The organism is Streptomyces sp. NPDC006510 (genome assembly GCF_040611955.1).
Taxonomy (GTDB): Bacteria; Actinomycetota; Actinomycetes; order Streptomycetales; family Streptomycetaceae; genus Streptomyces.
On record NZ_JBEXPH010000002.1, the window covers coordinates 88,248 to 111,929 of the forward strand.

General features: G+C 72.0%; 19 protein-coding genes and 3 pseudogenes. 8 read left to right on the top strand and 14 right to left on the bottom strand.

Going from position 1 to position 23,682, the window contains the following annotated elements:
• Positions 1–3: 3 nt before the first annotated feature.
• The 3 genes from ABZY11_RS01415 to ABZY11_RS01425 are packed head-to-tail and all read right to left on the bottom strand — an operon-like array spanning position 4 to position 4,359.
• On the bottom strand, positions 4–1,566 hold the full coding sequence (locus ABZY11_RS01415) for a nickel transporter (protein ID WP_356477146.1): 1,563 nt from the start codon (positions 1,564–1,566) through the stop codon (positions 4–6).
• A gap of 22 nt (positions 1,567–1,588) precedes the next feature.
• Positions 1,589–2,863, bottom strand: a complete 1,275-nt coding sequence (locus ABZY11_RS01420; RefSeq protein ID WP_356477147.1) for a tetratricopeptide repeat protein — start codon at positions 2,861–2,863, stop codon at positions 1,589–1,591.
• 14 nt (positions 2,864–2,877) lie between these two features.
• Positions 2,878–4,359 carry a DUF4331 domain-containing protein gene (locus ABZY11_RS01425; protein ID WP_356477148.1) on the bottom strand — a complete coding sequence of 494 codons (1,482 nt, stop codon included), beginning with the start codon at positions 4,357–4,359 and terminating at the stop codon, positions 2,878–2,880.
• Positions 4,360–4,651: 292 nt separating this feature from the next.
• Here ABZY11_RS01425 and ABZY11_RS01430 point away from each other — a divergent pair, with 292 nt between their 5' ends.
• The gene (locus tag ABZY11_RS01430) at positions 4,652–5,350 is read left to right on the top strand and encodes a hypothetical protein (RefSeq protein WP_356477149.1); all 699 of its coding nucleotides are present in this window, start codon (positions 4,652–4,654) and stop codon (positions 5,348–5,350) included.
• A gap of 281 nt (positions 5,351–5,631) precedes the next feature.
• Here the strand turns inward: ABZY11_RS01430 and ABZY11_RS01435 are convergent, their stop codons facing one another.
• Together ABZY11_RS01435 and ABZY11_RS01440 are read right to left on the bottom strand one after the other, a co-directional pair.
• A complete protein-coding gene (locus ABZY11_RS01435) occupies positions 5,632–6,459 on the bottom strand; it encodes an aminoglycoside phosphotransferase family protein (RefSeq protein WP_356477150.1) in 828 nt (275 codons plus the stop codon).
• A pseudogene (locus tag ABZY11_RS01440) lies at positions 6,456–6,935 on the bottom strand (DNA polymerase III subunit beta); the annotation flags it as partial. The gene ABZY11_RS01435 and the pseudogene ABZY11_RS01440, both read right to left, overlap by 4 nt.
• A gap of 431 nt (positions 6,936–7,366) precedes the next feature.
• On the opposite strand from ABZY11_RS01440, the gene ABZY11_RS01445 reads away from it, so the two are divergent.
• Positions 7,367–8,845 (top strand): helix-turn-helix domain-containing protein, encoded by a 1,479-nt coding sequence (locus ABZY11_RS01445; protein ID WP_356477214.1) that lies wholly within the window; start codon positions 7,367–7,369, stop codon positions 8,843–8,845.
• A gap of 71 nt (positions 8,846–8,916) precedes the next feature.
• Here the strand turns inward: ABZY11_RS01445 and ABZY11_RS01450 are convergent, their stop codons facing one another.
• Positions 8,917–9,813 (bottom strand): glycoside hydrolase family 19 protein, encoded by an 897-nt coding sequence (locus ABZY11_RS01450; protein ID WP_356477151.1) that lies wholly within the window; start codon positions 9,811–9,813, stop codon positions 8,917–8,919.
• A gap of 166 nt (positions 9,814–9,979) precedes the next feature.
• A pseudogene (locus ABZY11_RS01455) lies at positions 9,980–10,687 on the bottom strand (glycoside hydrolase family 19 protein); the annotation flags it as partial.
• Here ABZY11_RS01455 and ABZY11_RS01460 point away from each other — a divergent pair.
• Positions 10,587–12,106: pseudogene (locus ABZY11_RS01460) on the top strand (substrate-binding domain-containing protein). The pseudogenes ABZY11_RS01455 and ABZY11_RS01460 overlap by 101 nt on opposite strands.
• A gap of 33 nt (positions 12,107–12,139) precedes the next feature.
• Here the strand turns inward: ABZY11_RS01460 and ABZY11_RS01465 are convergent.
• Together ABZY11_RS01465 and ABZY11_RS01470 are read right to left on the bottom strand one after the other, a co-directional pair.
• A complete protein-coding gene (locus ABZY11_RS01465) occupies positions 12,140–12,343 on the bottom strand; it encodes a M48 family metallopeptidase (protein ID WP_356477152.1) in 204 nt (67 codons plus the stop codon).
• A 346-nt stretch (positions 12,344–12,689) separates the two neighbouring features.
• A complete protein-coding gene (locus tag ABZY11_RS01470) occupies positions 12,690–13,973 on the bottom strand; it encodes an adenylosuccinate synthase (protein ID WP_356477153.1) in 1,284 nt (427 codons plus the stop codon).
• A 186-nt stretch (positions 13,974–14,159) separates the two neighbouring features.
• Here ABZY11_RS01470 and ABZY11_RS01475 point away from each other — a divergent pair, with 186 nt between their 5' ends.
• Positions 14,160–15,017, top strand: a complete 858-nt coding sequence (locus ABZY11_RS01475) for a diacylglycerol kinase family protein (protein WP_356477154.1) — start codon at positions 14,160–14,162, stop codon at positions 15,015–15,017.
• Between the two features lie 266 nt (positions 15,018–15,283).
• Entirely contained in the window at positions 15,284–15,493 is a 210-nt protein-coding gene (locus ABZY11_RS01480; RefSeq protein WP_356477155.1) for a hypothetical protein, read from the top strand.
• Positions 15,494–15,511: 18 nt separating this feature from the next.
• On the opposite strand, the gene ABZY11_RS01485 is transcribed toward ABZY11_RS01480, so the two are convergent.
• A complete protein-coding gene (locus tag ABZY11_RS01485) occupies positions 15,512–16,051 on the bottom strand; it encodes a MarR family transcriptional regulator (protein WP_356477156.1) in 540 nt (179 codons plus the stop codon).
• A gap of 112 nt (positions 16,052–16,163) precedes the next feature.
• Here ABZY11_RS01485 and ABZY11_RS01490 point away from each other — a divergent pair, with 112 nt between their 5' ends.
• From ABZY11_RS01490 to ABZY11_RS01500, 3 genes are all read left to right on the top strand, one after another.
• Complete coding sequence (locus ABZY11_RS01490) at positions 16,164–17,087, top strand: ABC transporter ATP-binding protein (protein WP_356477157.1); 924 nt, start codon at positions 16,164–16,166, stop codon at positions 17,085–17,087.
• Positions 17,084–18,718: an ABC transporter permease gene (locus ABZY11_RS01495; protein ID WP_356477158.1), complete on the top strand. Its 1,635-nt coding sequence runs from the start codon at positions 17,084–17,086 to the stop codon at positions 18,716–18,718. The genes ABZY11_RS01490 and ABZY11_RS01495 overlap by 4 nt, the downstream gene beginning before the upstream one ends.
• Positions 18,719–18,861: 143 nt before the next feature.
• A complete protein-coding gene (locus ABZY11_RS01500) occupies positions 18,862–19,191 on the top strand; it encodes a hypothetical protein (RefSeq protein WP_356477159.1) in 330 nt (109 codons plus the stop codon).
• A gap of 51 nt (positions 19,192–19,242) precedes the next feature.
• On the opposite strand, the gene ABZY11_RS01505 is transcribed toward ABZY11_RS01500, so the two are convergent.
• The 4 genes from ABZY11_RS01505 to ABZY11_RS01520 all read right to left on the bottom strand — a co-directional run bounded on the left by ABZY11_RS01505 (position 19,243) and on the right by ABZY11_RS01520 (position 23,650).
• Entirely contained in the window at positions 19,243–20,472 is a 1,230-nt protein-coding gene (locus ABZY11_RS01505; RefSeq protein WP_356477160.1) for a cytochrome P450, read from the bottom strand.
• 177 nt (positions 20,473–20,649) lie between these two features.
• Entirely contained in the window at positions 20,650–21,336 is a 687-nt protein-coding gene (locus ABZY11_RS01510; RefSeq protein ID WP_356477161.1) for a response regulator transcription factor, read from the bottom strand.
• Entirely contained in the window at positions 21,333–22,646 is a 1,314-nt protein-coding gene (locus ABZY11_RS01515; protein WP_356477162.1) for a histidine kinase, read from the bottom strand. Before ABZY11_RS01515 ends, ABZY11_RS01510 begins: the two co-directional genes overlap by 4 nt.
• 128 nt (positions 22,647–22,774) lie before the next feature.
• The gene (locus ABZY11_RS01520) at positions 22,775–23,650 is read right to left on the bottom strand and encodes an alpha/beta hydrolase (RefSeq protein WP_356477163.1); all 876 of its coding nucleotides are present in this window, start codon (positions 23,648–23,650) and stop codon (positions 22,775–22,777) included.
• Between the last annotated feature and the right edge of the window lie 32 nt (positions 23,651–23,682).

A 23,682-nucleotide genomic window follows, 5' to 3' on the forward strand; every position in this document is an offset into this window, starting at 1 on the left:
CGATCAGACCAGACTGCGCACCGTGAGGCCGATCCCCACCGCGAGGACGGCCAGCGCGGTGAGCACGCTCCCGTACGGGGTGTAGCGCCGCAGGGCCGGCAGGCGCCGCTCGCCCAGGGCGGCGAGCCTGTTGCCGCCGCCGGACAGCAGCAGCCCGGCGGAGGTGAGGGTGAGCGCCATGCCGACCCCGTAGCCGACGACCAGCAGGACGCCGAAGAACGTACGGCTGAGCGCGACGGCACCCAGCAGGACGACGAGCGCGGACGGGCTGGGCACGAGCCCGCCCGCCAGCCCGACCCCGAGCAGCGCGGGCAGCCCGGTACGACGGGACCTCTTCGCCCCGTCCCCGGCGTGATGGTGATGCCCGTGGCCGTCGTTGTACCTGTGGCCGTGGCCGTGGCCGTGGCCGTGGCCGTGGCTGTGCCCACGCAGATGCCCATGCCCATGGCCGTGCCCTTGCCCATGGCCGTGCCGGTGCCCGTGCGACGCCGGGCGCCCCGCCCGCAGCGCCCGTACCGCCGTCACCACAAGTCCCGTCCCCAGCAACGCGATCACCGCCCCGCTCACCGCCCCCAGCCACCCCAGCAGCCGCTCCCCCAGGAAACCGCCCCCCGCCGTCAGCACCAGCCCCACCGCCAGCACGCCCGCCGTGTGGGTCACGGTCACCGTCGCCCCCACGGCGAACGCGGCCCGCACGCCGCCCTCCTTCCGTGCCAGGCAGGCGGCCACGGCGAGCTTCGCGTGCCCCGGAAGCGCCGCGTGCCCGGCGCCCAGGAGCATCGTCAGCAGGACCGCGAGCAGGCCCACCGGCACGGTCAGGTCCCGGCCCGACGTCAGACCGGTGAGCCGGTTCTCCAGCGCCGGGAAGAGAATGGCGCCCCGGTCCACGGCCGGGGCCGCACCGGGAAGCCGGGTCCCGGCGGCACCCGCCCCGCCCGCCGCACCCGGCTCCGTACGGATGCGCGCATCGACCACGTCCAGCGACTGCCCGTCCCCGCCGGTGGGGTAGCTCCGCAGCGAATCGCTCGAACTCCGCCCAGGTACCGAGGAGTTGACTACCCGCACACCACTCCCGACCGCGGTGATCTCCTTCCAGCCGGTCCGCGCCGCCTCCGCCCCCGAGGCGAACGTCACGTCGGCGGGTCCGGACAGATCGGCGTCGGCCCGCAGCGCGCACATCAGCCGGGCGATGGGCAGGCCCGCCGCCCCTTTCCCGTACGTCAGGGAGCTGTGCCCGACGCGCCAGTCGAGCGCCTCGCCGCCCACGAAGGCCCGGGTCCGCCCGGCCAGTTCCGTGCACCGCGCGTCCGCGCGGGCGACGGCCTCGGCCGCCGAGACCGTCCCGTCCCGGTCCCGGTCGGTGGCCGCCTCGTCCTGGGCGGTGGGGATCTCCGCACTGTCGACGACGGCGGTGTCCTCGATCGCGTCCGGTGTGAGCCGCAGCCCGTCGTAGTGATTGAGGCTGAAGTTCCCCAGCGGGTGGGCCGGTTGGGCCTGCACCTGCGGTGTGACGACCAGACAGAGAAGCAGCGCGGCAGGTACCGCACGGCTGATTCGCTTGCTCAACAACGTGAGAACTCAGTCCTGTTCAGTGTTCTTCAGACTTCCGATTCAGCATTCGGGTCGCCAACGGCGCGTGGTACGGCGAGAAGTGCGGGTTCAGGGCGAGTGCCTCCCGCAGATGGCGGTCACCCTCGGGCAGTCCGAGTGCGTGCTCGATCGCGCCCCGGTGGTACCGGAACAGCGCGTTGCCCCACCCCGTACGCGCCGCCTGCCGGGCGTATCCGACGGCCTCCGCGTCGCGCCCCGCACGGTGCAGCGCCCAGCCCAGCGCATCGGCGACGATGACGCTCCGGGCGCGCTTCCACTCCCCGCGCATCAGCTCCACCGCGGCCTCCGGGTCGCCGTGGTCGGCCACATACAGGGCGAGATGCGGGTCGACCGGCCCACCGGAGGCACGCAGCAGCCGCACCTGCGCGTCCAGCGCCGCCTTCTCCTCCCGCACCCGCTCCCCGCCCCCGCCCAGCTCCACGGCCTCCGCCAGGAACTGCGGCAACGGCGTCCGCGCCACCAGCCGCCGGTACATCTCCAGGGCCTTCGCCGTGTCGCCGCGCACCGCGGACACCTTGGCCAGACCGGCCTCCCCGAACGGATGGCCGGGGACGGCGTCCACCGCCCGCCAAAAGTGCCGCTCGGCCCGGCCCACCGCGCCCTCGGACCACGCCAGATCGCCCAACCGGGCCTCCGCGAAGGCCTGTTCGTCGGCGGTGGCCGCGCCGTCCACGGCTCGCTGGAGCGCGATCGCGGCGTCCTTCGGCCTCCCGCTGGTCTCCAGGTCGTACGCCGCCCTGCTGTACGCGGCCCCGACCGGAGCGATGTCCAGCAGCCGCTGCGCGGCCGCCCTGGCCGCCGGGTAGTCGCCGAGCTGGATCTCCGCGTCGGCCAGTACGGCGTAGCCGTCCGCCCGGTCCGGTGCCATCCGGGTGGCGCGCAGCCCGAAGTCCCGGCCTTGGGCGAACTCGTGGCGGGCGTTGGCCACCAGCCCCTGGCCCGTCACGGCGGCGTAGTTGTCCTCGCGCTTGAGGGCCAGTGAGCGGCGCAGAGCCTCGTCGGCCGCGTCGAGCCGGCCCGCGTCGAGCGTGACGCGGGCCCGTTCGACCTCCGCGCGTGCCAGGCCCGACCAGGCCGTCGGGTCGTCCGGGTAGCGCTCCGTGCGCTTGCGGGCCGTGGCGACCGCGAGGCTCACGGCATCGGGCACCGCACCTGCCCTCGGGGCGGTGGCCGCCGGGTGGTTCTCCGTGCCGGGACCGAGATGCAGCAGTCCCGCCACGCACCCGGCAACGGCCACCGCCCCGACTGCCACGGAGACCGGACGCCTCACGGGCCCGCGTGCGGGAGGTTGAGGTACGGGAACGTGTTCTGCGCGTCGGCGACCTCCAGGGCGGCCACCGGCTTCGGCAGCAGTCCGGGCGGCGACGGCTGGGCGGGCTCGCCCTCCAGCATCCGCAGCAGCGGTCCGTCGATGTTGTCGTTGAGCCGGCGCCCGTTGGGGAAGCCCTGCCGGTCGCCGTCGAGCACGCCCATGGCGCGCGGGGCGGCAGTGATCGGCGTCATCAGGTTCAGCCGCAGTTCCTCGGCCATCACGATGCGGCCCCGGTCGGCGTCCGCGTTCAGGGTGTGGGTGTTCAGGTCGAAGCCGAACTTCGAGCCGTTGTCCTTGCCGATGCCCTTCAGGAACAGGGCCTGGATGTCGGTGCGCGGAGTCGCCGGTGCCGGATACCCCTGGGCGGCCTGGATCCGGTGGGGCGGTACGGGATCGAGGGTGTCGGCCAGGAAGTCGTTCTCCAGGTGGTCGTCCTCGGGCGCCCGCGCCTGGAACCGGTCCTCGGGCCCGCCCGGCCCGGCGAGGCCGATGGTGGATCCGTACACCGAGAACGCCACGTGCGGGTTGCCGTGCCGCGAGACCTGCCGGAACGACGGGGCCTGCTCCGCCAGGCTGCGGCCCAGGTCCGCCCCCTGCCGGGAGACGCTCGCCCACACCCCGATCACCGGGTTGCGCGCCGGGTCGCCCTTCAGCGCCACCTCGTTCTTGGGCACCTGGATGATCAGGCTGTTCACATTGAGCACCGACAGCGGCTGGGCGTCCGGCAGCCAGCCGGGCACCGGCCCCCGCGTCCCGACCGTGTACAGGCCGAAGACCTGGGTGTCCGCCTTGAACGAGTCCGCGACCTGACCGGCGAGGGTCTGCCCGCCGCCGGGCAGCTTGCGGACCGCCTGCGAACGCAGCTTTCCGTAGTCCGGCATCAGGAACCGGCCGGTGTCGGTGGGCGCGGCGATCGCGTCGCTCAGCAGCGTCCGGGTGGCGCCGTCCGCGGTGACCCGCTCCAGGGTGTATTTCTGCCGCACCCCGAGCGACCGGTCGTCCAGCGAAGTCACGGGCGCGGGGCCGACCTTGGTGCCGAGCCCGAAGGGCCTGCGGTCGTCGTTCCGGAAGGTCCAGCGGTACGTGGTGTCGGGCACCCCGTCGCCGTCGGCGTCCGTGTGGATCTCGTACCGCGCACCGGTCGCGAACGGGTAGTCCACCAGCGCGTTGGCGGCGGTTCCGGGCATCTGGAACGGCCGTACGTTGGCGATGAGGGTGACCGTGTCGGGGTTGTCGGGGCTGCTGAACGCGTAGACGTCGGTGAGGTCCGCCGCCGTGTCCAGCAGGGACGACGGAGCGTCGATGTGCCCGCCCGCCTCACTGCTGCCGGTCAGCGGCCCCCACAGGGAAGCGGCGGTCAGCGCGGCGGCGGTGGCGGCGAGTGCGGCGAGGCGGCCACGTGGAAAACGGCGTGGTCGTCGGAGAGTTGCGGGCATGCGGCGCTCCAGTGCTCCGTGGGGGGAATGCGCCCAGAGTGGAGCGCTGTTGATCACGCCGCGAACTCAGCGCGCCGATCGCCGCCAATCGCGTGGAGCTTTTCCGCCGGGCGGTCTAAGGGCCGTTTCATCCGACGCACACGTATGCATTGATGGACATGCCCGACAGCCGGTCGAGTACCGGAACGCCTCCACCGTTGCTCGGTCAACTCCACTTTCCATACAACCTGTTGGGCTGTCGGGCAGCCCCTGACCGAAATCCCCCCACGCACCGTCAGACCAGAAAGGCCCCATGAGTATGCGCGCAATCCGCCGTCTCACCGTCCTCGCCGCAGTGGCCGCACTGACCATGCCGCTCGGCCTGGCATCCGCCGGAGCGGCCGAGTCGAAGTCCGCCCCGGCCACCCACACGGCGGCTGCCGACCCGTTCCCGGGCGCGTACATCTCCCCGTGGGGTGACGCCCAGGTGGAGCTCAGCCCGGAACTGCTGACCTGGATGCGGACCGAGGGCATCACGCTGGACGCCATCGGCCCGTTCGTGATGGACGCGGACGGCCGGGGCTTCTCCATGCCGATCGGTTCGACGGCGGGCGACGGCCTCGACTCCCGGGGGCGCATCTTCTACCCCGGTGGCCTCAACTTCCATCACGCCGCCTCGAACCAGACCGTCACACTGAAGCCGACGTACATCCGCGTGATGCCGACCCCGGGCTACTCCGCGGGCGTCGCGGTGGACGGGGTGCCGCTCACCGACGAGTTGATGATCGCGGACACGACCCCCGCCGAGGCCCTGCTCGGCGCCCGCCCCAGCCCCACGGGCTTCCGGCTGGAGAGGGTGCCGTTCCGCATCACGGCCGAGGCGTCGCGGATGTTCGCCGAGGTCACCGGCCGTCCGGGGCCGCGCGTGGGCAGCCTGCTCGGCACACTCACCCCGAACTTCGACTACATCCCGGGCCAGATCCCCTCGCCCATCGGCTTCCCGGGCTTCTGACCCTCCTCTGTTCGGCCGGCGTCCGGCGTCGCAACGCTTCAGGTGCTGCTCTCGGACCCGGGCCCGGGAGGCGAATACGCCGGAGGCCACGGCAGCTTGAACGTGCTCCCGGATGCGGGTCCGTTCCTCGTACGTCAACGGCACGTCCGGCGACACGGTGAACTCGACCACGCACGGCGCCCGGCAGTACTTCATCTTCACGAAGCAGCGGGCGCGGCAGGCGAGATGAAGGGTGCGGGGCCGGGCGTCGGCCGCCCGGTCCCGCACCTTCTCCGTGCCGGTCAGCCCAGCAGTTCGCGCAGCCGGAGCGCCTGCCGCTCCGCGGTGCCGGGAGGGTTCCTGGGATGCGCGGGGTCCTCGGACGAGAGGATGGACAACCAGGCCAGCGCCAGCAGTCGGCGGCACTCCCGCAGCCGGGTGCGCTCCTGGGCGTCCAGCTCGAAACGGGCGAGGAAGGCGGCGGTGTCGAAGCCGCCGTCGATCCAGGCGGACACATGCTCGGTGATCTCCGCGAGTTCGAAGGCGCGGTCGCTGCGGCCGGAGTCCTCGAAGTCGACCACCGCGACGCGTGACGTCTCCGCGTCCCAGAGGTAGTTGGCGAGGTTTCCGTCGCCGGGTCCGAAGACCGGCGCGGGTGCGCCCGGCGCGGCGGCCCGGTCGCGGCCGTCCAGCCAGGCCATGCCCTCGCGCAGCGCTTCGCGCACCGCCGCCGCATCGGCCGGTGACGGGTTCCGGCCGTGCCGGGTGCGCAGCCGCGCGCTCAGTCCGGCCTCGTGGTCGGGGCGTACCGGCACCCGTACGAGCCGGTCCTGCGGAACGGCTCCGTACAGCGCGTCGAGCGCTTCGGCCATCGCCGACAGTCGTTCCGCGTCCACCGGCGCTCCACGCAGGGGCACCCCCGGCACCCGTGACATCACCACGGTCGGTGGGACGGCGTCGCGGTCGACGGCGATCGGTGCGGGGGCGAGGCCCGGTGCATGGGCGTCCAGCAGGGTCAGCGCCCGCCACTCGCGGTCGAGCAGGGCACGGACGTCGCCCTTGCGGTACCGCTTCGTCACGACGTCGCCACGGAACTCGACCGCATGGGTGCTCCACCGCTCGGAGGTCATGACGCGTCCTGGAGCAGCGGCTTGGCCGACATCAGCAGGTGCTGGTGACCGGGGCAGCGGTCCGCCGGGTCATCGCCGGGCGTCCGGCCGGTGACCATGGCGCGCTGCCCCGGGCCCATCAGCTCGAACCTGATCACGGGGGTGTCGAACGAGCCCAGGGCGTCCATCAGATACGCGGGGTTGAAGGCGACCGTCAGGTCGTCGGCGCCCTCCAGCACGGCGGGCAGGCGCCGGGAGGCGACATCGTCCTCGTAACCCGCCCGGAGCAGCACCGAGCCCTCGGAGAAGTTGAGGCGGAGCGGGCTGCCGCCCTCCGCGACCACGGCGACCCGCTTGACGGCCTCGACCAGGGGCGCCCGGTCCGTCTCCGCCGTGACCGCGCCGGTCATCGCGAACAGCTTGTCGTGACGCGGCAGTCGGCCGTCGAGCAGGCGCACCGTCGTACGCATCCCGGCCAGCTCGAAACCGGCCGAGCCGCCGAGCACGGGGACGGGCGAGCGCGTGGGCAGCACCCAGGCGGCCCAGGCCACGGCATCGGTCAGTGCGCTGCGCTCAATGCGGAACTCCATGGCGGCAGCCTCTCCCGGTCGGCTTCGATCCCGGTCGTGATCGTGAGCCGACACTAGGGGCCGCCACTGACAACGGAAGAAGTAGAACGGTTGCGGCCGACGAACAGCGGCCACCCCCGTGAGCCGCTGCCGTCGCCCCCGTACCCCTCCCCCAAGGGGTGCCGCAACCGTGTTCGGACTCTAGGTCCTCGGGTACGTACCCGGAAGCTTCAATTCGCACTGTGTGGGCCACCACGGGTATCAGTCCGCACAATCAAACCGGTAGCCTGCATTCCGGTTTTTTGAGCAGGAGTGGAGGACCTGTGCACGCGCGGGAACGGGCCGATGACGTACTGCGGATGTACCGGCTGGCCCGGTCGGGCGGGTCCCGGGAGCTCCTGCACTGGGTGTCCGGCCGGGCGGCGGGCTGGGCCGGGCTGCTCGACGGGGACGGCACCGTGCTGCACGGCGTGACCCGGAGCACGGACGGTACTGGCGTCGAGGCGGCCGCGCTGGCGGGCGAGTACGCGAAGGGCCTGTCGGGGCTCGACGCGCGTTCCTTCGCCTTCGACCGGGGAACGCACACCGCGCTGCTGTTCCCGCTGGACGGCCCGCCGGACGCCGCCACCCCGATCCTGGCCGTGGTCGCCCCGCGCCCGCTGCCGGACGGGCTCGCCATCCTGCTCTCCGACGTGGCGATGCCCCTCGCCATGTGCTGGGCCGCGGAGGCCGTGGAACGCAAGCGGCGCCGCGTCGACCTCGCGGAGTCCCGCAGCCGGGAAGCGGTGCTGCATCTGCTCATGACGGGTCAGCTGTCCATCGCGCACCAGGTGGCGGGCGCGCTGAAACCCACCCTGCCCGACCCCGTCCGGGTGTACGTCGTGGAGTGTCCGGGCGGCCGCCGGGACGAGGTGGCACGGATCTGCGCGGAGCTCTCGGGCGGCCGGTCCTGGATCGTCCGCTGTCCGGTGTACGCGCGTCATCTGATCCTCGTCGTGCCGGCGGACGCGGCCGCGGCCGAACGGCGGCTCGGCCTCCGGGTCGCCGAGGTGGTCACCGAGTGCGTCGTGGGGGTGAGCGAGGACGTACCGCTGTCCGACACCGCGACCGGTTACCGCCAGTCGTTCCACGCACTGGCCGTGGCCCGCGGGCTGCCAGCCCGGCATGCCCGCTTCGGCGCGGCGCCGGACCCGGCCGTGGCCGCCGGGGCGGCCGGCGCACAGTGGGCGGACGAACTGCTGCACCCGTTGCTCACGTATCTGCCGCGGCGCGGCCAGGACCCGGGAAGCCAGGAACTCGCGGCCACGCTCGCCTCCTGGCTGGCGTTCTCCTCGCACGCGACCCAGCATCTGAAGATCCACCGCAACACCCTGGCCGCAAGGCTCCGGCTGATCGGCGAACTGCTCGGCCTGGACCTGAACCGGGTCGGCGACCAGGCCGCCCTCGACCTGGCCCTGCGCATCCGGGCCACCCCCACCACGTCCCGGAGGGGCCGCCGGGACGAACAGGCGGCCCGGCCGCCGCTCCGCCTGGACGACATCCTGCGCGTCCCGGCCGTGCGGGAATGGGCGTCCCAGCAACTGCGCCCGCTCACCGGGCCCGGCACCCCCAGGAGCGCCTCCGACCCCTGGCAGACCCTCCGCACGTGGCTGCGCTGCGAAGCCCAACTGGCCCCGACCGCCGAATCGCTGGGCCTCTCGGTGCCGGGTGTCCGCAAGCGCCTCACCCGGCTCGAAACGACCCTCGGCCGCTCCCTGCTCCAGGCGCCCAGCGCCCGCTACGACCTGTGGCTCGCCTTCCGGGCCCTGGCCATCGAGGAGGCCGACACCGCCGGCTGAACCGGAACGGGGGCGTGTCCGGCCGGAGCCGGGCACGCCCCCGCCGGGTGGGGGAGAACAGGAGCCGGGGGTCAGCAGCTCAGGTTGGAGCCGGGGGTGGCGCCGAGGATCTGCACGAACGCCTTGTAGCGGTCGATGCGGCTCTGGACCTGGGCGGGATTGCCGCCGTTGCACTCCAGGGTGCCGTTGATGGACCGGATGGTCTCGCCGAACCCGGCGCCGTTCACCATGGCGTTGTGGGCGGTCATGGTGCCGGGGCCGTTCTGGGTGTTCCAGTACCAGAGGCCGGTCTGCCAGGCGACCGAGGCGTTCTGCTCGACCAGGTACGGGTTGGCCAGCAGATCGATGCCGAGCGCGTCACCGGCGGCCTTGTAGTTGAAGTTCCAGCTGAGCTGGATCGGGCCGCGGCCGTAGTACGCGGCTTGACCGGCCGGGCAGCCGTAGGGCTGGCTGCTGTCGCAGTAGTGGGGGTAGTTGGACGTGTTCTGCTCGACCACGTACATCAGGCCGCCCGTCTCGTGACTGACATTGGCGAGGAACGCCGCCGCCTCCTGGCGCTTGACGGTGTCGCTGCCGGTATTCGCGAAGGCCGGGTAGGCACTCAGGGCCGCGGTCAGCCCTTCGTACGTGTAGAACGAATTCCGGTTCGGGAACATCTGGTTGAACTGCGCCTCGCTGACGACGAAGCCGGACGGGGTGCCCGGGTCCGTGCCGCCACCGCCGCAACTCCCCTGGTCCGCCCAGACGTCGGAGCTTCCGGGGGTCTCGTTCTGGGTCCACCACTTGGCGGTCCAGTTGTGTCCGTTGTAGGAGGCCGATCCGCCACCGGTGTACACGGAAGAGGAGTTCCAGGGTGCCGCGCAGTCGGCTTCGGCCGCCGCGCCGGCCGCGTTGGCCACCGGGAGAAAGACGACCGTTGCGACGACCGCGGCCAGTGCGGCCAGCAGACCCGTGAAGTGCCTGATCATGCGATCACTCCTTCGGTGCGGCGCGCCGAACTGGACGGTGCGCCGCCATGGGGGTTGCCCGTCACTCAAGCGGCAATGGTCTGAACCTGTCAAGGTCTGGACCAGAACGGCACTCCTTTCGGGGGCGCGCCCGGGGCGCACCTACGGCGCATCGCATGACCCGGCGTCAGCAGGTCAGCCCGGAACCGGGTGCCGTGCCGAGGACGGACGTGATCCGCTCGTACTTGGCGACCCGGGCCGCGACCGAGGCGGGGTTGCCGCCGTCGCACTCCAGGGCGCCGTTGAGCGAACGGATCGTCTCGCCGAAGCCCGCACCGCCGACCATCGCCTCGTGCGAGGTCATCGCGCCGGGGCCGTTCTGGGTGTTCCAGTACCAGAGCGCCGTCTGCCAGGCCACGGACGGGTCCTGCTCGACCAGCCAGGGGTTGTTGAGGAGATCGAGGCCGAGCGCGTCGCCCGCGGCCTTGTAGTTGAAGTTCCAGCTGAACATGATCGGGCCCCGGCCGTAGTACGCCTTCTGCCCCGCCGGGCAGCCGTAGGGCCGGCTGTAGTCACACTTGCGCCAGTAGTTGGCCTCGTTGATCTCCTTCACGTACTGCAACCCGACCGACTCGAAGTCCGCGTGGGCCAGGAACGCCGCGGCCTCCCGGGCCCGCATGGCCGGTGTGCCGGTGTTCGCGAAGCGCGGGTAGGCGTGGAGGGCGTCGATCAGGTCCTGGTACGTGTAGAAGGGGTTGCGGTCCGGGAAGATCTCGTCGAACCGCGCCTCGCTGATGACGAAGTCCGAGACCCCGCCCGTACAGGCCCCCCGGTCGGCCCAGACTCCCGTGGCGCCCGGATTCTCGTTCTGCGTCCACCACTTGGCCGTCCAGTGGATCGGCTACCGCGTCCAGATGGACACCCCGATCGGCAGCGACGTCAGCCAGGGGCGGGCCAATGTGCGGCTCGGCCTCTTCAACGAGACACCGGACATGGCCGATGCCACGCTCGTCCTGCTGCGGATAGAGAACGACGGCTCGCAGTCCATCGCCGACAACGACTACACCGGACGTGAACTCCACGGGCTGACCGCCGAGTTCACCGGCCGCACGGTCCGCGGCGTCGCGGTCACCCACTCGCCCGGCGCCGACCATCTGATGGAGCACTTCACCGCGGCCGCCGGGCTGCGCGAGAGCGGACCGCTCATCCGGCTGCCGCGCGTACCGCTCAACCAGGGCGACACTTCAAGCTGCTGGTGCTGCTCACCGGGGCGGCCGTGGGCAGCCCCGTCCGCATCGTCGGCGGCATCCGGGACGGCGAGGTCACACCGAACAGCGCGGTCCGCCCCGACGACAAGCCTCCGCTGTTCGGCCGGGCCGCCCGGCTGATCACCGTCGCGCTGACCGTCTGCGTCGTCACGCTGGCCTCGATCATCCTGGTGCGCGACGACACCCCGCCCCCGATGGGCTGCGCCCGCGGCACCCTGAAGGTGACCGGCTCCACCGCCTTCGAACCGGTCCTGACGGAGCTGGCGAAGAAGTACGAGAAGGAGTGCGAGGGCTCCGACATCCGCGTGGACCCGCACGGCAGCAACGCCGGGATACGGGAACTCGCCGACCGGGGCGCCGAGGCCGGGAAGTCCGGCTCCCCCGCGCTGATCGCCCTCTCCGACGGCCCCAAACCGGACGGCTACCCGCAACTGCGCGAGAACCAGGTCGCCGTCTCGCTCTTCCACCTCGTCGTCAACGACCGGGTACCGCTGAAGAATCTGAGCCTCACCGACATCCGGCGGATCTACCGCGGCGAGATCCGCAACTGGAAGACCCTCGGCGGCCCCGACCTGCCCGTCCTCCTGGTCAACCGGAACACCAACTCCGGCACCCGCGAGGTCTTCCAGCGCCGCGTGCTCGGCCGCAACGAACCCGCCCAGTCCTCCCGCGACTGCGCTACCAAGGACGACGTACGGGCCAGGGTCGTACGCTGCGAACTCGACTCCACCGAACAGGTCCTGGCCACCGTCGGCCGGTTGGGCGGCGCGATCGGCTACAGCGAACCGCGCTCCGGCTCCGAACTGTCGGGAGCCCACCAGCTCGCCATCGACTCCGCGACCCCGTCGGTCGACACGATCGGCTCCAGCACATATCCGTACCGCGAGATCGAGTACGCCTACACCTACGGCCGGCCGCCCGCCGACTCCCTGGCCTCCAGCTTCCTGGGCTATCTGAGCCGGGGCAACGGCCAGGACGTGATCCGGACGCACGGGCACCTGCCGTGCGCGACGCCGAAGGGGCTGCGGATCTGCGGCGAGGACTGACGTACGGATCCGGCGGGAGGGACGCCGGAGCGATCAGGCGAGGTCCCCCATCCATACCCGACGGCCCAGTTCGTCCAGCTCGGTCTTCAGCCGACGGCACTCCGGCAACGCCCTGCCCAGGAGGCGCCAGTACTCCGGACCGTGTCCGGCTACCCGGACGTGGGCCAGTTCATGCGCCACGACGTAATCCACGAGATGGATCGGCAGCTGGAAGACCGCCCAGTGCAGGGAGATCACCCCGTTGTCGTCCGCACCGGCCCGATAGCGCGATCACATTGGATTTACCGGAGGCATTGGCTCCGAAGACACCGACGACGGTGTGGACGGGAAGCCGGCTGTCATCCGAGAGGACAAGTTCACGCGCCGCGGCCTGTTCCCTCTCGCTGCCCTCGGACGCGACGAACGACAGTTCCTGCTCGTCGCGGAGGGACCGGACGTTCGCCACCCGGAACCTCAGCAGCATTCTGGCTCCTTCATGGCGGACAGACCAGTCACACCATCCGGCCCGCGTACGCGGGTGTGCGGCGGCGATCGACCCGTAACGTCCGGTCGGCCGCCGCCGCGATGCTCCCCGCAGGATTCCCTAGAGGAAGGAGTTGATCTCGATGGTCTCGGTGCGGCCGGGGCCGACGCCGATCGCGGAGATCGGGGCGCCGGACATGTCCTCCAGCGCCTTCACGTACGCCTGCGCGTTCTTCGGCAGGTCACCGAAGGTCTTGGCCTTCGTGATGTCCTCGGACCAGCCCGGCAGCATCTCGTAGACCGGCTTCGCGTGGTGGAAGTCGGTCTGGCTGTACGGGAGTTCCTCGACGCGCTTGCCGTCGATCTCGTACGCCACGCACACCGGGATCTGCTCCCAGCCGGTCAGCACGTCCAGCTTGGTGAGGAAGAAGTCGGTGAGGCCGTTGACCCGGGTCGCGTACCGCGCGATGACCGCGTCGAACCAGCCGCAGCGACGGTCACGGCCGGTGGTGACACCGCGCTCGCCACCGATCCGGCGCAGCGCCTCGCCGTCCTCGTCGAGCAGCTCCGTCGGGAACGGGCCCGCGCCGACGCGGGTGGTGTACGCCTTGAGGATGCCGATGACCCGGCTGATCTTCGTCGGGCCCACGCCGGCACCGGTGCAGGCGCCGCCCGCGGTCGGGTTCGACGAGGTGACGAAGGGGTACGTGCCGTGGTCGACGTCGAGCAGCGTGCCCTGACCGCCCTCGAAGAGGACGACCTTGCCCGCGTCGATGGCGTCGTTGAGGATCAGCGTCGTGTCGGCGACGTACGGCTTGATCTGCTCCGCGTACTGGAGCATCTCCTCGACGATCTTGCCGGACTCGATGGCACGGCGGTTGAAGACCTTGGCGAGGAGCTGGTTCTTCTGCTCCAGGGCCGCCTCGACCTTCTGCTCCAGGATCGACTCGTCGTAGAGATCCTGGACGCGGATGCCCACACGGTTGATCTTGTCGGCGTACGTCGGGCCGATACCGCGACCCGTCGTACCGATCTTGCGCTTCCCGAGGAACCGTTCCGTCACCTTGTCGATCGTGACGTTGTACGGGGTGATCAAATGGGCATTGCCGCTGATCAGCAGCTTGGACGTGTCCACGCCGCGGTCGTTCAGCCCACTCAGCTCGGAGAGCAGGACGGCCGGGTCGACGACGACACCGTTTCCGATGACCGGGGTACACCCCGGCGAAAGGATTCCGGAGGGGAGGAGATGCAGTGCGTACTTCTGGTCACCGACGACCACCGTATGGCCGGCGTTGTTGCCGCCTTGGTAACGCACCACATAGTCCACGGATCCACCGAGGAGGTCGGTGGCCTTTCCCTTGCCCTCGTCACCCCACTGAGCACCGAGCAGCACAAGTGCGGGCACAGGCGTACACCCCTTCCGGGCGGGGCATGTCCAAGGTCAGGGGGCGTACGTAAACGTCGTACATGCCGTACGACGATGTACGACAAGGCCTGAACCGTCGAACCGGGTGCCCCGGAATAGACGAAGCCCCTGGCGCAATAGCGCAAGGGGCTCTTGCACCAAGATGCTACCCGAGGAAGGACCGAGGTGTCGGCTGCCCAGCCCCCCGGCGACGGTGCGCACCAGCTGCTGGTGGTCATCGACCCGGTCGCCCGCCGGACCGACGGCGAGTCCGTGCGTATCGCGAAGGACGTGCTGAGCGCCGGTTCGCACGCCAAGATCTGCCTGCCCGACGGGCCCGAGGAATTCGCCCGGGCCCTGTCCCGCCGGGGCAGTCGGCGGCCGGTGGTGGTCGGCGACGACCGCGCGCTGCGGCGGGCGGTGGCCCAGCTGCACCGGGAGCGGGAACCAGCAGGGAGCGCGCTCTCGCTGATCCCGGTCGGCACCGCGGCCGCGCTGGAACTCGCCCATTCGCTCGGCGTGCCCCTGGGCGCGGTGGCGGCGGCGCGCACCGCGCTGGACGGTGCCGCGCGCAGGCTCGACCTGCTGGTCGACGACAGCGACGGCGTGGTCCTGGGCGCGCTGCACATCCCGGCCCTGAGCGCGCTGCCGGGCGCGGCGGCCGCGCACACGGGGGTCACCGCGGTCTGGGACACCTGCCGCAACCTGGTCCGCACCCTGGTGCGCCCCGCTCCTCCGACGCCCGCCGCCCCGCCGCCCACGCACCGGCTGCGGGTCGAGGCGGACGGCGTGCTGCTGAACGATCTGGACCGCCCGGTCGAATCGGTGACCGTGACCTCGCAGGGCGGCGACGGGGGCCTCGCGGAAGTGGTGATCCGCCCGCCGGCGGCCGACCCGGTGACGACGGAGGCGAAGGCCGTCACGGTCTCGGGCGCGGACTTCCGCTACCGGGCGGACATACAGGTCGGCGGTCCGGTCCGGACGAGGACGTGGACGGTGCGGGCGGGGGCCTGGGGGCTGATGCTGCCGGTGGCGGAGGGGTAGCGCCGGGCAGGACGGGGCGGCGGGGGCCTCAGGGGTGGAAGGGCGGTGTGGGGAGAGATGTCGGACACGGACGCGGACGTACCCGTGCCGGGGCCGTTCGGGCGACGCCGGTCGCGCTGGATCTGCCGGGGACGGCGGACGCGCTGGAGCGGTAGCGCCACTCGGCCGGGTACTGGGCCGGGCCGGGGCAGCGGTCGCGCTGCTGTGGGTGCGCCTCGCCGTGTTCGTCGCCGGCTTCCTCCTGATGGCGCTCGCCTGCAAGGCTCATGCCGCCGTGGCCGGACAAATACCCCTGGGCGGGGCTGCCCGCGCCCACCGGGATCGCCGAGCTGCGCGGGTGGCTCGACACGGAGGCGGTGGTCGTCGCCCGGATCGACGGGCGACCGTACTGGCCGCAGGACCCGTTCCAGGACATCGATCCGTCCGACCCCGATGCTCTCGACGGCCTGGTGGACATGCTCCCCGGCCCGATGTGACGGACACGTGCACGCCCGTCAGGCGTGTGCGTGCCCGCTCCGGTCCGGGAGGCCGAGCGTCTTGCGGTGCTCGTGCCAGCGCTCCATCATCCCGACCAGCTCCGCCTGCAGGAACTCGAAGAACGCCACCGTCTCGGCGAGACGGGCGCCGGCCGGGGTGTCCTCGCCCAGGATGCGGACACCTTCCTTGAGGGTGCTCTCCCAACGGGTGAGCACCCGGTCGCGGTTGGCGAAGGTGGTGTACCAGACCTCGTCGTGCAGCCGGTAGCGGTCGCGGCGCGAGCCCGGCTCGCGCTCCCGGCCGACCATGCTGACCTGCGTGAGGTAGTTGACCGCGCCCGACACGGCCGCCGGGCTGATCTGCAGTGCCAGGGCGAGCTCGGCGGAGGTCATGGAGCCGTCGTCGTCCGCGAGGAGTGCGGCGAAGACCCGGGACGCCATCCGCTGCATTCCGGCCTCGGTCATATCGGACGCGAACCGCTCCACGAACCGTGACACGGCCTCGGCGTCACGCCCGGAGCGCATGTTCTGTTCGGTCACGTCGGTCTCGCTGGTCATCGCCCGCTCGTCTCCCCTGTTTCCGGCCCCCGATTTTCGGCCCCCGCCGTGACGCCAACTTTATACACTTCCTTAACTTCACAAATTTGTGAAAGTAGCGTACGTTCAAAACATGACGAAGGCAATCACGGTGGCCGGACTGCACAAGTCGTTCGGTCGGACACGCGCGCTGGACGGCCTCGACCTCACCGTCGAGGCCGGCGAGGTCCACGGCTTCCTCGGGCCGAACGGGTCGGGGAAGTCCACCACCATCCGGGTGCTGCTGGGACTGCTGCGGGCCGACTCCGGCGCCTCCCAGCTGCTCGGCCGCGGCCCGTGGCGCGACGCGGTGGAGCTCCACCGCAAGGTGGCGTACGTCCCGGGTGACGTCACGCTGTGGCGCAACCTCTCCGGCGGCGAGGTGATCGACCTGTACGGCCGACTGCGCGGCGGCCTCGACCGGGCCCGGCGCGCCGACCTCGTCGACCGGTTCGAGCTCGACCCGACCAAGAAGGGGCGTACGTACTCCAAGGGCAACCGCCAGAAGGTCGCCCTCGTCGCCGCTTTCGCCTCCGATGTGGATCTGCTGATCCTGGACGAACCCACCAGCGGACTCGACCCGCTGATGGAGGAGGTCTTCCAGGACTGCGTCGCCGAGGAGCGTGCCCGCGGGCGGACGGTCCTGCTCTCCAGCCACATCCTCAGCGAGGTCGAAACGCTCTGCGACCGGGTCAGCATCATCCGTCAGGGGCGGACGGTGGAGACCGGCTCGCTGGCGGACATGCGCCACCTGACGCGTACGAACATCAGCGCCGAGCTGGCCGGTGCGCCCAACGGGCTCGCCCGTCTGCCCGGCGTCCACGACCTCGACATCCAGGGCCTGCGGGTCACGCTCCAGGTCGACACGGACAAGCTGGACGCCGTCCTCAAGTCACTCACCGCCTCGGGCGTACGGACGCTGATCAGCACGCCGCCCACGCTGGAGGAGCTGTTCCTGCGCCATTACGCGACGGACGCGGCCGACAGCGGCGAGGGCGTGGGGGTGGCGGCGCGATGACTGCTGTGACCATGACCGCCCCGGCCGGTGCCCGGCACCGGCCCCGGGCCGCGACCGGGCAGCTCGCCGGGACGTGGACCCTGCTGCGGCTCGCGCTGCGGCGCGACCGGATCATGATGCCGGTCTGGGTGCTGGTGCTCGGCGGCTCCTTCTCGTCCGTCAGCAGCTCCCTCGGCGCGCTCTACGACACCGCCGCACAGCGCGCCGAACTCGCCGCGTCGATGAATGGCAACAGCTCGCTCCGGGCGATGTACGGACCGGTCTTCGACGACTCGGTCGGCGGGCTCGTGAGCTGGCGGATGGCCTGCTTCGGAGCGGTGCTGGCGGCCGTGATGAGCCTGATCGTCGTCATCCGGCACACCCGGGAGGAAGAGGAGACCGGCCGCCAGGAGATGCTCTCCTCCGCGATGGTGGGGCGCCGCGCCCCGCTGACCGCCGCACTCCTCGCCGCCGTGATCGCGAACGCGGCACTGGCGCTGGTGATCGCGGCGGGCCTGGCGGGATCGGGCGCGGGCGGCGCCGGGGCGGTGGCCCTCGCCCTGTCGGTCGCCGGGACCGGTGTGCTGTTCGCCTGCACGGCCGCGATCGCCGCGCAGTTCACCGAGAGCGCCCGGCTCGCCAAGGGGCTCACGGCGGCGGTGATCGGTGCCGCGTTCGTCCTGAAGGCGGCGGGCGACTCGGCGGCGGACGACGGCTCCTCCGTGCTGACCTGGCTCTCCCCCATCGGCTGGGCGGAGAACGTACGGGCGTACGCGGACGAGCGCTGGTCGGTGCTGCTCGTCTTCGTGGCAGCCGTCGCGGTCCAGGCCGTCCTCGCGTACGGCCTGGCCGGGCGGCGCGACGTCGGCATGAGCTTCCTGGCGACGAGACCGGGGCCCGCGCAGGGGCGCATCTCCACGGCGTTCGGTCTCGCGCTGCGGCTCCAGCGCGGTGCGTTGACCGGGTGGACGCTCTCCTTCGCCGTGGTCGGCGTCGCGTTCGGCGGGCTGACCGGCGGGGCGGCCGATCTCGTCGGCGACAACGCGAAGACCAGGGAGATCTTCGAGCGGATGGGCGGACAGGCCGGTCTGACCGACGCGTTCCTCGCCGCGATGGTCTCCGTGCTCGGGATGGTCGCGGCGCTGTACATCGTCGCGTCGGTGCTGCGGCTGCACGGCGAGGAGACCGCCGGACGCGCGGAACCGGTGCTGGCGGGCGGGGTGAGCAGGATCGGGTGGGCGGCCGGTCATCTGGTCATCGCGTTCGGCGGCGCGACCCTGCTCATGGTGGCCGGCGGCCTCGGCCTGGCCGTCGGCTACGGCCACGAACTCCCGGCCGTGCTGGGTGCGTCGCTGGTGCAGCTGCCGGCGATCTGGCTGCTGGGCGGGGTGACGGTCCTGCTGTACGGGGCGTTCCCGAAGGCGGCGGTGGCGGCCTGGGGCGTCGCCGGGGTCTGTCTGGCGCTGGGGTGGCTCGGGCCCGCCGTCAATATGCCGCAGACGGTGATGGACCTGTCACCATTCACACACCTGCCGAAGCTACCGGGTGGCACGGGAATGGAATGGGGCCCGGTGCTCGCGCTCACCGCCGTCGCGGCGGCGCTGGTCGGGGCCGGGCTGGGGGCATTGCGCAAGCGCGATGTCCTGACGTGACAGCGATGCCGGTGTGACAGCAACACCCCGATATGACAGCAATGCACCGATATGACGGTGATGTCCTGATGTGACGGTGACGTGGGGGCGGGGAGCCCCAGGAGGGTGCAACCTCACCCTGGCGCCCCCGCGTCACTCCGTTCATGGAGAACCGAAGCGAAGCCGTCCGCGGGGTCGCCGGATGCCTGGTCGTCGCCGCGGGCGGGGCCACCGGGATGCTCGCCTGGGCGCCGTACGGCAGGCGCGGCATCTTCGGCGGCTTCGAGGGCGCAACCGAGTGGAATGTGCTCTGGCTCGGGCTGCCGGTCATGACGCTCGGCGGCCTCACGGCCGGGCTCGCCCTCGTCGCCCTCGCGGGGCGGAGGTGGCGACGGGCGCTCGGGGCGGCGGTGGTGCTCGCGGCCCTCACCGGTTTCGGGGTGGCCTTCGACGTGCTGGAAGGCCCTCCCCTGGCCTGCGGACCGGGATGCTGAGCGCCGAGCAGCCGGACGCCCGGCGCGCCGGAGTCCCGGCCCGCAGCCTCGTCACAGCTCCACGCGGAGTTCCTTCAGGCCCCTGATCACATAGCCCGGGTTCCACTCCGGCTCGGCCGCCAGCCGCATCCCTGGGGCGCGGCGCAGCAGCTCGCCGAAGGACGCGGCCAGTTCGACCCGGGCCAGCGGGGCGCCCAGGCAGAAGTGGATGCCCGCCCCGAAGGTGATGTGCGGGTTGTCCTGCCGGGCCAGGTCCAGGGTGTCCGGGGCGGCGAAGCGGGCCGGGTCGCGGTTGGCGGAGCCGAAGAGCAGGGCCACCTCCGAGCCGCGCGGAATGACCGTGCCGTCGATCTCGATGTCGTCCAGGACCCAGCGCTCGAACATCTGCAACGGAGTGTCGTACCGCATCAGCTCCTCGACCGCCGTCGGCAGCAGCCCGTGGTCGGCGCGCAGGGCGGCCAGCTGCTCGGGGTGGCGCAGCAACGTCCACCAGCCGTTCACAGTGGTGTTGACGGTCGCCTCGTGGCCGGCGTTCAGCAGCAGCACACAGGTGGAGATCATCTCCTGCTCGCTCAGCCGCTCCCCCTCGTCGTGGGCGGCGATGAGCGCGGAGATCAGATCCGTACCGGGGTTCTTGCGCCGCTCCTCGATCAGCTCGCGCAGATACGCGGAGAAGTCGAGCGAGGCGCGGACGGCGGCGCGGGCGGTCTCCTCGGACGGGTTCAGTTCGAACATGCCGCAGATCGCCGCGGACCAGGGCCGCAGCGGAGCCCGGTCGGACTCCGGGATGCCGAGCATCTCGGCGATCACGGCCACCGGCAGCGGCTCGGCGACCGCCGTGAGCAGGTCCCCGCCGCCCGCCTCGACGAAGGAGTCGACCAGCTCGGCGGCCAGCCGCCGCACGGTCGGGACGAGCTGCTCGACCGTACGCGGGGTGAACGCCTTGGAGACCAGGCGCCGGATCCGGGTGTGGTCGGGGGCCTCCAGGTCGAGGAGCCCCTGTCCGTTGAGGGTGTGGAAGGGCTCGTGCTCGGCGGGCGGCGGCGTGCGGCCGAACTCCTCGTGGGTGAAGCGGTGCAGATACGTGCGCCCCAGGCGGCGGTCGCGCAGCAGCGCGGACACATCGGCGTGGTGCGGGACGAGCCACTGGTCGGTCGGCTCGAAGCGGTGCACCCGGCCGGCGGCGCGCAGCGCGGCGTAGGCGGGGTACGGGTCGGCGACGAAGGCCGGGGACCAGGGGTCGAAGGGGGCATCGGCCGCGGAACGGTGAGACGGGTGCATAGCCGGACGCTAACCGCACCCCACGGCCGCCGACCACCCACCCCGCACACAACCAGCACCCCCGGCCTCCCCGCACGCCGCCAGTGCCCCCGCCCTGGCCTCCCCCGCACCACCAGTGCCCCGTTCCCGGCCTCCCCGCACGGCCCCGCCACCTCAGTACGGGCCTCGGGGCGGGCCTCAGGACGGTGTGACCAGCCGGGCCTCGTACGCGAAGACGGCCGCCTGGGTGCGGTCGCGCAGCCCCAGCTTCACCAGGATCCGGCTCACATGCGTCTTGATGGTGGACTCGGCCACCACCAGATGCGAGGCGATCTCGGCGTTGGACCGGCCCTGCGCGATGAGGACGAGCACCTCCGTCTCGCGCTCGGTGAGATCGCCGATCCGGGCGAGCGCGGGCGAACGCGGCGCCTCCGCGAGCTTCGAGAACTCGTTGATCAGCCGCTTGGTGACGGTCGGGGCGAGCAGCGCCTCGCCGGCGGCCACCACCCGTACCCCGTCGGCCAGCTGGCGCGCGGAGGCGTCCTTGAGGAGGAAGCCGGACGCCCCGGCGCGCAGCGCCTGGTACACGTACTCGTCGAGGTCGAAGGTGGTCAGCACCAGAACCTTGGCGTCCGCGTCGGCGGCGACGATCTCGCGCGTGGCCTCGATGCCGTTGAGTTCCGGCATCCGGATGTCCATCAGGACCACATCGGGGCGCAGCGCCGCGACCTGTGCGATGGCCTGCCGGCCGTCGACGGCCTCGCCGACGACCTCGATCCCCGGCATGGCGTTGAGCAGCACCGAGAAGCCCTCGCGGACCATCATCTGGTCGTCCACGATCAGCACCCGGATGGTCGGGGTGGACGCGGTGGTGGAGGTGCTCATGCCCGGTCCGCCTGTTCCGCCCGCTCCGTCGCCCGGGGCTCGCCGGGCTGTACGGGGATGAACACGGCGATCTCGTACCCGCCCTCGTCCGTCGCCTCGGCCGTCATGTCGCCGTTCAGCATCGCGACCCGCTCCCGCATCCCCGTGATCCCGTGGCCGGTCCCCGGTGAAGGCTTCACCGGACCGGTGGGCGGCCCATTGACGATACGCAGACCCAGCCCGCCCAGCACATAGCCGATCTCCACCTTGGCGGAGGCGCCCGGTGCGTGCCGCAGCGTGTTGCTGAGGGCTTCCTGAATGATCCGGTACGCCGACAGTTCGACGCCCTGCGGCAGTTCACGTACCGCACCGGTGACGGTCTTCTCCGTCGTCAGGCCCGCCTCGCTCACATTGGCGAGGAGCCCGTCGAGCTGGGCGAGCGTGGGCTGCGGGGCGTCCGGCGCCTGGTAGTCCTCGGCCCGTACGACACCGAGGACCCGGCGCAGCTCGGTGAGGGCGGCGACGGCGTTCTCCCGGATCGTGACGAAGGCCTGCTCCAGCTCGGGCGGCGGATTCTCCACCCGGTACGGGGCGGCCTCGGCCTGGATCGCGACGACCGACATGTGGTGCGCGACCACGTCGTGCAGCTCACGGGCGATGGTGGTGCGCTCCTCCAGCAGCGTGCGCCGGTCGCGCTCGACGGCGGTCACGGTGCGCTGCACCGTCACCTCGCGCTCCGCGTCGCGACGGATCTGCACCATGGCGACCACGAGCAGGGCGAACGCTGAGGTCAGGGCCATGCCCAGGGTGGTGGTCCCGGGCCGCCAGACGGCGTTCTCCATGACCATGCCGAGCAGCACGGTGAGGCCCCACATCCAGGCGGCGGTACGCGGCCCGGTCCTGGCCGCGACGACGATCAGGACGACCAGGTGCGCGAAGAACGTGGTCGGCCCCCACGGCCACCCGTTGCCGCCGAACACCGCGGTCACCGGGGTCAGCAGCAACGACATCCAGAACGCGCCGACCGGCCTGACCAGCGCCATCACGACGGCGATGGCCGGGAACACCGCGAGCACCTCGGCGAGGGGAAAGCGCGTCGAGGCGATCCCGGTGAGGAAGGCGATGAGCGCGGCCAGCACCACGACCGCGTGCGGCGCCCAGACGGCACGCTTCCGAATCCGCTCCGGCAGCCGCCGGATCAGCGGCCCGTCCGTCCCCAGCCGCGGCATCGGACGGTAGGCGAACGCATCGTGGAAGAGGGCCTGCCGGAGGCCGCCTATCGCCCCCGCGGCCAGCTGGAACTCCGGGCTTCTGCTCTTGGTCTCGGTCACGCTTCCACGTTAGGGGGGCGGGCCGGGCCCGGTCGTCAGCAGTGATACGGATTCCGGGCCGTCCATCGCAAGTACTACGGTCTCCGCCGAGCGGCCGGATCCCCTCCCACCAGGCCACCGGCCCCCTCTCACCAGGCCAGCTGTGCGATCTCCTCCGCCACCACCGCGCACGCGTCGGCCGCCGGGTCGATCAGCGGGTAGTGGCCGACGTCGGGCAGCAGGGTCAGCCCCACCGTCTCGCCGGCCTTCGCCGCCGCGTCGACGAACGCCTCCGCGACCGCCTGCGGCACATCGACGTCGGTGGTGCCCTGCACCACGGTCGTCGCGATGCCGGTGGGCAGCAGCGCCGCCGGGTCGGCGTGCGGGGCCCGCTCCCCGAAGTCCTCCTCCCCGCCGAGGAATTGAACGATCGCGCCGGAGCACACGTCCAGCCCGACGGCGGTGGCGAAGTCGGCGATCGGTGCGAGGGCGACGACGCCCCGCAGCTGCGGCGGCGCGGGCAGCCGCCACGGCGACCCTTCGGGCAGTACGTGCCGGGCGGCGGCCCACAGGGCCAGCTGCCCGCCGGCCGAGTGCCCGGTGACGACGATCCGCCGGGCATCGGCCGCCGGGAGTTCCCGGGCCAGCAGCGCCGGCAGCGCGTCCATCGCCGCGGCGACATCGTCGAGGGTCTCCGGCCAGCGGCCCGCGACCGGGCCGGAACCCCGCTGCTGCGGGATCTCGCTGCCGCACCGGTACTCGACACTGGCGACGGCGAACCCGCGCCGGGCCAGGAAGTCCGCGAACGGCGACACATGCTGCCGGTCGTACGGCGCCCGCCACGCCCCGCCGTGCAGGACGACCACGACCGGCGCCCCGGTCCGCCCGTCGCGCGGGGCGTAGAAGTCGATCAGCTGGTCGGGGTGGCTGCCGTAGGCGGCGGATGTGTCGGGGGCGACCGGTGGATGCGAGAGGGCCGACTCGGTCTCGGCTGCGTCCCGATCACGCGCGGCAGAATCCGACATGCTGCTCCAACCGTCCTGTAGCTGAGCCCAAC

Bases quoted from the DNA above. Each gene is read 5' to 3' on its own strand.
- ABZY11_RS01450 (WP_356477151.1), bottom strand. From the start codon at position 9,813: ATGATCAGGCACTTCACGGGTCTGCTGGCCGCACTGGCCGCGGTCGTC.
- ABZY11_RS01505 (WP_356477160.1), bottom strand. From the start codon at position 20,472: ATGCACCCGTCTCACCGTTCCGCGGCCGATGCCCCCTTCGACCCCTGG.
- ABZY11_RS01445 (WP_356477214.1), top strand. From the start codon at position 7,367: ATGTACCGGCTGGCCCGGTCGGGCGGGTCCCGGGAGCTCCTGCACTGG.
- ABZY11_RS01480 (WP_356477155.1), top strand. From the start codon at position 15,284: ATGCCGCCGTGGCCGGACAAATACCCCTGGGCGGGGCTGCCCGCGCCC.
- ABZY11_RS01500 (WP_356477159.1), top strand. From the start codon at position 18,862: ATGGAGAACCGAAGCGAAGCCGTCCGCGGGGTCGCCGGATGCCTGGTC.
- ABZY11_RS01510 (WP_356477161.1), bottom strand. From the start codon at position 21,336: ATGAGCACCTCCACCACCGCGTCCACCCCGACCATCCGGGTGCTGATC.
- ABZY11_RS01490 (WP_356477157.1), top strand. From the start codon at position 16,164: ATGACGAAGGCAATCACGGTGGCCGGACTGCACAAGTCGTTCGGTCGG.
- ABZY11_RS01485 (WP_356477156.1), bottom strand. From the start codon at position 16,051: ATGACCAGCGAGACCGACGTGACCGAACAGAACATGCGCTCCGGGCGT.
- ABZY11_RS01520 (WP_356477163.1), bottom strand. From the start codon at position 23,650: ATGTCGGATTCTGCCGCGCGTGATCGGGACGCAGCCGAGACCGAGTCG.
- ABZY11_RS01430 (WP_356477149.1), top strand. From the start codon at position 4,652: ATGAGTATGCGCGCAATCCGCCGTCTCACCGTCCTCGCCGCAGTGGCC.
- ABZY11_RS01425 (WP_356477148.1), bottom strand. From the start codon at position 4,359: ATGCCCGCAACTCTCCGACGACCACGCCGTTTTCCACGTGGCCGCCTC.
- ABZY11_RS01495 (WP_356477158.1), top strand. From the start codon at position 17,084: ATGACTGCTGTGACCATGACCGCCCCGGCCGGTGCCCGGCACCGGCCC.
- ABZY11_RS01435 (WP_356477150.1), bottom strand. From the start codon at position 6,459: ATGACCTCCGAGCGGTGGAGCACCCATGCGGTCGAGTTCCGTGGCGAC.